The organism is uncultured Zhongshania sp. (assembly GCF_963975605.1).
Taxonomy (GTDB): domain Bacteria; phylum Pseudomonadota; class Gammaproteobacteria; order Pseudomonadales; family Spongiibacteraceae; genus Spongiibacter; species Spongiibacter aquimaris.
Genome location: NZ_CAXBHN010000025.1, coordinates 35,717 through 43,896 on the forward strand (window position 1 = coordinate 35,717; position 8,180 = coordinate 43,896).

4 protein-coding genes are annotated in these 8,180 nt (G+C 50.0%); all 4 read left to right on the plus strand.

Annotation, left to right across the window (positions count from 1 at the left end; all coding sequences use genetic code 11):
• The first annotated feature begins 278 nt into the window (after positions 1–278).
• The 4 genes from AAC007_RS15420 to AAC007_RS15435 all read left to right on the plus strand — a co-directional run bounded on the left by AAC007_RS15420 (position 279) and on the right by AAC007_RS15435 (position 8,139).
• Positions 279–3,173 carry a ribonucleoside-diphosphate reductase subunit alpha gene (locus AAC007_RS15420; protein WP_339677961.1) on the plus strand — a complete coding sequence of 965 codons (2,895 nt, stop codon included), beginning with the start codon at positions 279–281 and terminating at the stop codon, positions 3,171–3,173.
• Positions 3,174–3,268: 95 nt separating this feature from the next.
• On the plus strand, positions 3,269–4,507 hold the full coding sequence (locus AAC007_RS15425) for a ribonucleotide-diphosphate reductase subunit beta (protein ID WP_339677963.1): 1,239 nt from the start codon (positions 3,269–3,271) through the stop codon (positions 4,505–4,507).
• 343 nt (positions 4,508–4,850) lie between these two features.
• Positions 4,851–7,898: a DEAD/DEAH box helicase family protein gene (locus AAC007_RS15430; RefSeq protein WP_339677965.1), complete on the plus strand. Its 3,048-nt coding sequence runs from the start codon at positions 4,851–4,853 to the stop codon at positions 7,896–7,898.
• A 1-nt stretch (position 7,899) separates the two neighbouring features.
• Positions 7,900–8,139 carry a hypothetical protein gene (locus AAC007_RS15435; protein ID WP_339677966.1) on the plus strand — a complete coding sequence of 80 codons (240 nt, stop codon included), beginning with the start codon at positions 7,900–7,902 and terminating at the stop codon, positions 8,137–8,139.
• Positions 8,140–8,180: the final 41 nt, after the last annotated feature.

Below are 8,180 nucleotides of genomic sequence, written 5' to 3' on the forward strand. Positions count from 1 at the left end.
ACCTCTTACCGACACTTTATCCACAGAAAACACACAGCATCTAGTGCTTGCGAACTGGAGCAAACCGCATTATCTTGTATCCCAGCTTCAGCCAAGCCCCATATATAGGGTTTCAGCCAAACAAAATAACAATGGATCACAGATCCAAACTGAAACCTCGTTTCAAGGTTATAGAAGCCTCATATAAAGCCCTCAACCCACAATTGGGTATCAAGAGGCAACGCAGGACGACTGCCGCACAAAACGTTCAAGGACATCAGCAAGGGCCCGGAGATATCATGCAAACCCAACAAGACAGCACTACCAGTGCCACAGGCATTCCCCCGCAACACAATAACGAAGCAGAACTCAAAGCCACCGCTCCCGGTCAGTTACGGGTAATCAAGCGCAATGGTTCTGTGGTGCCCTACACCGACGACAAAATCAGTGTGGCAATCACTAAAGCGTTTCTGGCGGTAGAAGGTGGCAATGCTGCAGCCTCTACCCGCATCCATGAAACGGTTGCCAAATTAACTGACCAAGTCAGCGCTACCTTCAAACGCCGTATGCCCTCCGGCGGCACTATGCATATTGAAGAGATTCAAGACCAGGTTGAACTGGCCCTGATGCGCAGCGGCGAACACAAAATCGCCCGCGGCTATGTTTTATATCGCGCCGCCCGCGCTGAAGAGCGCAGCCAATTGGCGCCTGTTGGTGAAAAAATTCACCCCAGCATCCGCGTTAAGCACGCCGATGGCAGCGAGTCGCCACTTGACCTAGGCCGTTTAGAGTTCATCGTTCAAGAAGCCTGCGAAGGCCTGAAAGATGTCTCTGCCGCAGCCGTCCAGGAAGAGGCGCTGAAAAGCCTTTATAACGGCGTACCAGAAGATGAGGTCAATACCTCTCTGGTCATCACCGCCCGCGCCATGGTGGAAAAAGAACACAACTACAGCTTGGTCACCGCCCGCCTGCTGCTAGATAAATTGCGCGCTGAATCCTTGAGCTTTTTGAACATTGCGCAAAGTGCTACCCAGCACGACATGACCATTTACTACCCACAAGCCCTGCCCGCTTATTTAGCTAAAGGCGCTGAACTAGAGCTACTGGACCCGCGTCTGGAAACTGAATACGACGTTGCCGCACTGGGCGCTGCCATTAAGCCTGAGCGCGATATGCAGTTCCATTATCTGGGCCTGCAAACCCTGTACGACCGCTACTTTATTCACAGCAACGAAGTGCGCATTGAATTGCCGCAAATCTTCTTTATGCGTGTTGCCATGGGTTTGGCAATGAACGAAGAAGATCGCAATGCCCGCGCCATTGAGTTCTACGACCTGCTCAGCTCATTCGACTATATGAGCTCTACGCCGACGCTATTCAACGCCGGTACGCTGCGTCCTCAGCTATCTTCTTGCTACCTAACCACTGTGCCAGACGATCTGCACGGCATTTACGGCGCCATTCAAGACAACGCCATGCTGTCTAAATTTGCTGGCGGCTTGGGTAATGACTGGACACCGGTTCGCGGCTTGGGCGCTTACATCAAAGGCACCAACGGCAAATCACAAGGTGTTGTACCCTTCTTAAAAGTGGTTAACGACACCGCCGTGGCAGTAAACCAGGGCGGCAAGCGCAAAGGCGCGGTGTGTGCTTATTTAGAAAGCTGGCACATCGACGTTGAAGAATTTCTTGAGCTGCGCAAAAACACCGGTGATGACCGTCGTCGTACCCACGACATGAACACCGCCAACTGGATTCCTGACTTGTTCATGAAGCGGGTTTTCCAAGACGGCGAGTGGACCCTGTTCTCGCCAAACAACGTACCCGACCTGCACGACCTGTACGGCAAAGCCTTTGAAACGCGCTTTGAAGAATACGAGGCGATGACTCGCACTGGCGAACTCAAACTGTTCAAGCGCGTAAAAGCGGCTGACCTGTGGCGCAAAATTCTGTCCATGCTGTTCGAAACTGGCCACCCATGGATCACCTTTAAAGACCCATGCAACCTGCGCAGCCCACAGCAACACGTTGGCGTAGTGCACTCATCAAACCTGTGTACAGAAATCACCCTGAACACCAGCAAAGATGAAATCGCTGTTTGTAACCTCGGCTCGGTTAACCTGGCTCAGCACATTGGCGACAATGGCTTAGATTTGGTGAAACTAGAGAAGACCGTTAAAACCGCAGTGCGCATGCTCGACAACGTCATCGACATTAACTACTACAGCGTGCCACAAGCGAAAAACTCAAACTTCAAACACCGTCCAGTTGGTTTAGGTTTGATGGGTTTCCAAGACGCCCTGTACAAGCAGCACATCCCCTACTCGTCTGACGAGGCAGTGGAATTTGCCGACCGTTCAATGGAAGCCATCAGCTACTACGCGATTAAATCCTCAAGTGATTTGGCAGTAGAGCGCGGCGCTTACCAAAGCTACGAAGGCTCACTGTGGAGCCGTGGCATTCTGCCTATCGACTCGGTTGGCATTTTGGTCGAAGAGCGCGGCGCGGACTACATTGAAGTCGATCGCAGCGAAAGCCTGGACTGGAACAACCTGCGCGCCGTTGTTAAAGCGCAAGGCATGCGTAACTCCAACGTGATGGCGATTGCCCCTACGGCCACTATCGCTAACATCACGGGTGTGTCGCAGTCTATCGAACCGACTTACCAAAACCTGTATGTGAAATCTAACCTGTCTGGCGAGTTCACCGTGGTGAACCCCTACTTGGTAAAAGACCTGAAAGAACGCGGCCTTTGGGACGCGGTTATGGTTAACGATCTCAAATACTACGAAGGTTCAGTTAGCAAAATCGACCGTATTCCAGACGACCTAAAAGCGCTGTACGCCACCGCGTTTGAAGTTGAGCCGCGCTGGTTGGTAGACGCCGCAAGCCGCCGTCAAAAATGGTTGGACCAAGCCCAATCGCTAAACCTATACATAGCTGGTGCATCGGGTAAAAAGCTCGACATCACCTACCGCATGGCGTGGTACCGTGGCCTAAAAACCACTTACTACCTCCGCGCATTGGCCGCGAGCTCCACCGAGAAATCAACGGTTTCTCAAGGCTCAATGAACAAGGTATCGTCACAATCAGCACCTAAAGCAGCCGCCACCGCGTCTGCCGCTGCACCGCAAGCTGCGCCGGTTCCACTGGCCTGCTCGCTGGACGATCCAGACTGCGAAGCCTGTCAATAAGTGCGCAGGGGCCGCTGGCCCCTTGGTCGGACGCCGGATGTCTGGCGTCTGACGAAAAATACAGAGCAACACACATAAAGAATTGAGGTTATAAAATGTTAAGTTGGGACGAATTCGACAAAGACGAAGCACCCGCAAAAGCACCAGCGCCCAAAAGCCAAGCGCCAAAAGCTGCCGAGCCTGTTGTTAGCGCGGCACTCAACACCATGAACGAAGAAGACGGCGTCAGCATTGCCGATCAATCTGTGCTTGAAAAAGCCAATGCCGCTATCGAACACCTGGACGTTGCCGCCGGTTTAGAAGAACTGGAAATGGGCGCCGCGCGTCTGCGTGTAGAAGACAAGCGCATCATCAACTGCCAACTCGACCTAAACCAACTCGTACCATTTAAATACGACTGGGCATGGCAGAAATACCTCGACGGCTGCGCCAACCACTGGATGCCGCAAGAAGTGAACATGACCGCCGACATCGCCATGTGGAAAAATCCAGAAGGCCTGACCGACGACGAGCGCCGCATTATAATGCGCTCACTGGGTTACTTCTCAACGGCTGACTCGCTGGTTGCCAACAACCTCGTATTAGCGGTGTATCGTCACATCACCAACCCAGAGTGCCGCCAGTACCTATTGCGCCAAGCCTTTGAAGAAGCCATCCACACCCACGCCTACCAATACTGCGTAGAGTCACTGGGCATGGACGAAGCCGAAGTCTTCAATATGTACCGCGAGCTACCCTCCATCGCCAAAAAGGCCGCGTGGAGCTTGCAGCACACCCATTCATTGGGCGACCCAACATTCCACACCGGCACCCTAGAGGCCGACCAGGAACTGCTTCGCAACCTGATTGGCTTCTACGCAGTAACAGAAGGCATCTTCTTCTACTGTGGCTTCACCCAAATTCTGTCTATGGGCCGCCGCAACAAAATGACCGGCATCGCCGAACAGTTCCAGTACATACTCCGCGATGAGTCTATGCACCTGAACTTCGGCATCGACATGATCAACCAGATCAAACTGGAAAACCCACACCTCTGGAGCGAAAAATTCCAAGGCGAAGTCACCCAAATGATCGTCGAAGGCATGCAGCTAGAAATCGAATACGCCCGCGACTCAATGCCACGCGGCGTACTCGGCATGAACTCAGCCATGATGGAAGAATACCTCCAATTCATCGCCAACCGCCGCCTAAGCCAACTCGGCTTAAAAGAACAATTCCCCGGCGCGCAAAACCCATTCCCATGGATGAGCGAAATCATGGATTTGCGTAAAGAGAAAAACTTCTTTGAAACGCGGGTTATTGAGTATCAGACTGGTGGGGCGTTGACTTGGTAGGGTAAATGTCAGCCCCCCAGTTCGCGCTAGAGAGAATATTTTAGCAGTAGAGAAAATATTCATAAATTGACTAAAGGCTGCAAACTGCAGCCTTTTTTATATATATATTTCAATAAGATAATGGCGAAAGCATTCGCCTTTACCTGTAAATCACTCACACTGACAGAAGATAGGCAAAATAATCCTGCCATATAAAGGATTCAAATAGCTTGCAGGCGGATAGGACACCCCATATTCTCTATAAGATTATCAATAATAATCAATTATTTACGTGACACACCATGCCCTATACTTAGGAAGAGGGTCACGGACAGCCTCTAAGATCAAGGACAGATAAACAGAAATGACCGAGCAGTTCTTCAAGAAACCAATTCTTAATTCGCCCTACGAATACCCGTCTGCCCACTGGGAGATGGAAGAGGGGCTACCTACTCACAATATCGTCAATTCACGAAGACGAGCAGAATTCATTACGCCCATTCCAAAGCCTAAAAAACGCAAAGATGCCAAGTCGAAGGACTTGTTCGATGAGAGTATGGGGCTGGGCGATGGTACTCAAAAGTACGATCCAATATCCATTATCAATGAGCTGCGAACCTATGTAGACGCTTGGCGTGTGCTGCCTAGCGAAAGGGATTGGATGGTCACGCCTGATACTGCCCGTTTACTCAAGCACTGGCGGCATTATGAATTCAATGGAATCCGCCCTTTCTTTTGTCAAGTAGAAGCCGTAGAGGTAGCTATTTGGCTGACGGAAGTTGCCCCCAAAATGGGTAAGACAGGAAAGAAGTTTCTCGATTACTTGGCCAGCACCAATGAAGATGCAAATCCAGGCTTGTTACGACTAGCGCTCAAGCTGGCAACTGGTGCAGGTAAAACCACCGTTATGTCGATGCTGATTGCATGGCAAACAGTTAACGCAGTTCGCCAGCCTAGCAGTAAAAAATTCACTCGTGGCTTCTTGATTGTTGCTCCAGGTTTGACGATTAAAGACCGTTTGCGAGTTCTCCAACCCAACGACCCCGATAGCTACTATCAAAGCCGCGAAATTGTCCCAAGCGATATGCTTGCTGATTTAGAGCGAGCCAAGATCGTGATAACCAACTATCACTCATTCAAATTGCGTGAGCGCGTTGAAATTTCCGCTGGTGGTCGAGCACTACTTAAAGGAAAAAGAGGCGAAGACCTCAATACCCTGGAAACTGAAGGTCAAATGCTCCAAAGAGTAGTTCCTGAATTGATGGGTATGAAGAACGTGATGGTGCTAAATGACGAGGCCCATCACTGTTACCGAGAAAAGCCGGGGGAAGATGAAGAAGGCGATTTAAAGGGCGACGAAAAGAAGGACGCAGATAGCAATCGTGAAGCCGCTCGCCTATGGATTTCAGGGTTGGAAATCCTTGCAAAGAAACTTGGCATTAACCGAGTTATTGATCTTTCAGCGACACCGTTCTTCTTGAGTGGCTCCGGCTATGCCGAAGGAACGCTATTCCCCTGGACAATGTGCGATTTCTCGCTCATGGATGCCATTGAATGTGGCATTGTCAAACTACCGCGTGTGCCTGTAGCCGACAATATACCAGGCGCGGAAGTGCCAGTATTCCGTGAGCTATGGAAACATATCGGGCCAGAAATGCCCAAAAAGGGACGAGGTAAAGGCCAAGCGCTCGATCCTTTAAGCATTCCAAGTAAGCTAAAAACCGCACTCGAAGCGCTGTATGGGCATTACGAAAAAACTTTCGAGCTGTGGGAAAAAGAAGGCATAAAAGTACCGCCGTGTTTTATCGTTGTTTGTAACAACACCTCAACGTCGAAGCTCGTTTTTGACTATATCTCAGGCTTTCATCGTGAAAACGAAGACGGTTCGACCGAACTTGAAAATGGCCGATTAAAACTCTTCAGAAACTTCGACGACCACGGAAATCCGCTAGCCAGACCAAACACGCTGCTTATTGATAGTGAGCAATTGGAATCCGGTGAAGCCTTGGATACAAATTTTCGCGCAATGGCTTCAGATGAGATTGACCGCTATCGCCGCGAAATCATTGAGCGAACCAAAGATGTTCGCGCAGCAGATAACATCACAGACCAAGACCTACTTCGCGAGGTAATGAATACCGTAGGAAAATACGGCGCACTGGGTGGCAATATCCGTTGTGTAGTATCGGTCTCGATGCTGACTGAAGGATGGGATGCCAACACAGTTACCCACGTTTTAGGCGTAAGAGCATTCGGCACCCAGCTACTCTGCGAACAGGTTATTGGGCGAGCACTCAGACGCCAATCCTACGATCTTAATGAAGAGAACCGCTTCAATGTCGAATATGCAGATGTTCTAGGTATCCCCTTTGACTTCACCGCCAAGCCTGTTGTCGCACCGCCGCAGCCACCACGAGAAACCATTCACGTTAAAGCTGTTCGCCCTCAGCGCGACCACCTCGAAATCCGGTTTCCTCGGGTAACGGGCTATCGCGTTGAATTGCCGGAAGAGCGTTTAACAGCAGAATTCAATGAAGATTCCATTCTTGAGCTAACCCCCGAACTGGTCGGCCCATCCGTTACCCAAAATGCTGGCATTATTGGTGAAACAATTGATCTAAACCTAATTCACACTGGCGATTTAAGGCATTCCACCTTGCTGTTCAACCTTACGCAGCGCCTACTTTACACCAAATGGCGAGACCCAGGTGAAGAGCCAAAACTGCACTTGTTTGGCCAGCTCAAGCGCATTACAAAGCAGTGGCTAGATAGCTGTCTGGTATGTAAAGGCCAGACTTACCCTGCGCAGCTCATGTATCAGGAGCTGGCGGATATGGCCTGTTCCAGAATAACCGCTGCCATTACCCAAGCAGAGCAGAACAAAGACAGGCCAATAAAAGCGCTGCTCGATCCCTATAATCCAACAGGCTCGACAATGCATGTCAGCTTTAATACCTCGAAAACCGAGAGATGGGAAACCAACCCACTGAAATCGCATATTAACTGGGTGATCCTCGATAGTGATTGGGAGGCTGAGTTTTGCCGTGTTGCCGAGTCACATGAGCGTGTGACCGCCTACGTTAAAAATCATAGCCTTGGTTTAGAGGTTCCGTATCGCTACGGTTCCGAAACCAGAAAATATAGACCGGACTTTATTGTTCAGATAGACGATGGCAATGAAGACCCTTTAAATCTAGTTGTTGAGATAAAGGGCTACCGAAGAGAAGACGCAAAAGAAAAGAAACTCACGATGGATACCTACTGGATACCAGGTGTAAACAATTTAAAAAGTTATGGCAGGTGGGCCTTTGTTGAGTTTGGGGATGTGTTCGAAATGGAGCACGATTTTAAGAAGAAAGTCGAAGAGCAATTTAATAAGATGATAGAAACAGCGTTGGGGAAAGGACAATAACATGGCGAGAACAACCAAACCCAAAGCCAAGAAGCAGGTCGAAACCCTTACCCACGAAGAAGCGACGCGTAAAAATATTCCGACAGCAGAATATGAAGCGGTGCTTCATGAGAAAGATAAAAGCTCCGTTCGTGTTGCTTACGAGCGCCGTAACCGTGACCTCGACCCTCAATTAGTCTGGCGTGGAAAGGATGAGCAGGATTGGTCTGACCTTGTTGTCCACGCACCTGTAGTGGCTTAATGAATCCGGACACCCAATAAGGCGTTAGAATAGCGCCAGCA

Coding starts and splice junctions, on each gene's coding strand:
- AAC007_RS15420 (WP_339677961.1), top strand. CDS start 279: ATGCAAACCCAACAAGACAGCACTACCAGTGCCACAGGCATTCCCCCG.
- AAC007_RS15425 (WP_339677963.1), top strand. CDS start 3,269: ATGTTAAGTTGGGACGAATTCGACAAAGACGAAGCACCCGCAAAAGCA.
- AAC007_RS15430 (WP_339677965.1), top strand. CDS start 4,851: ATGACCGAGCAGTTCTTCAAGAAACCAATTCTTAATTCGCCCTACGAA.
- AAC007_RS15435 (WP_339677966.1), top strand. CDS start 7,900: ATGGCGAGAACAACCAAACCCAAAGCCAAGAAGCAGGTCGAAACCCTT.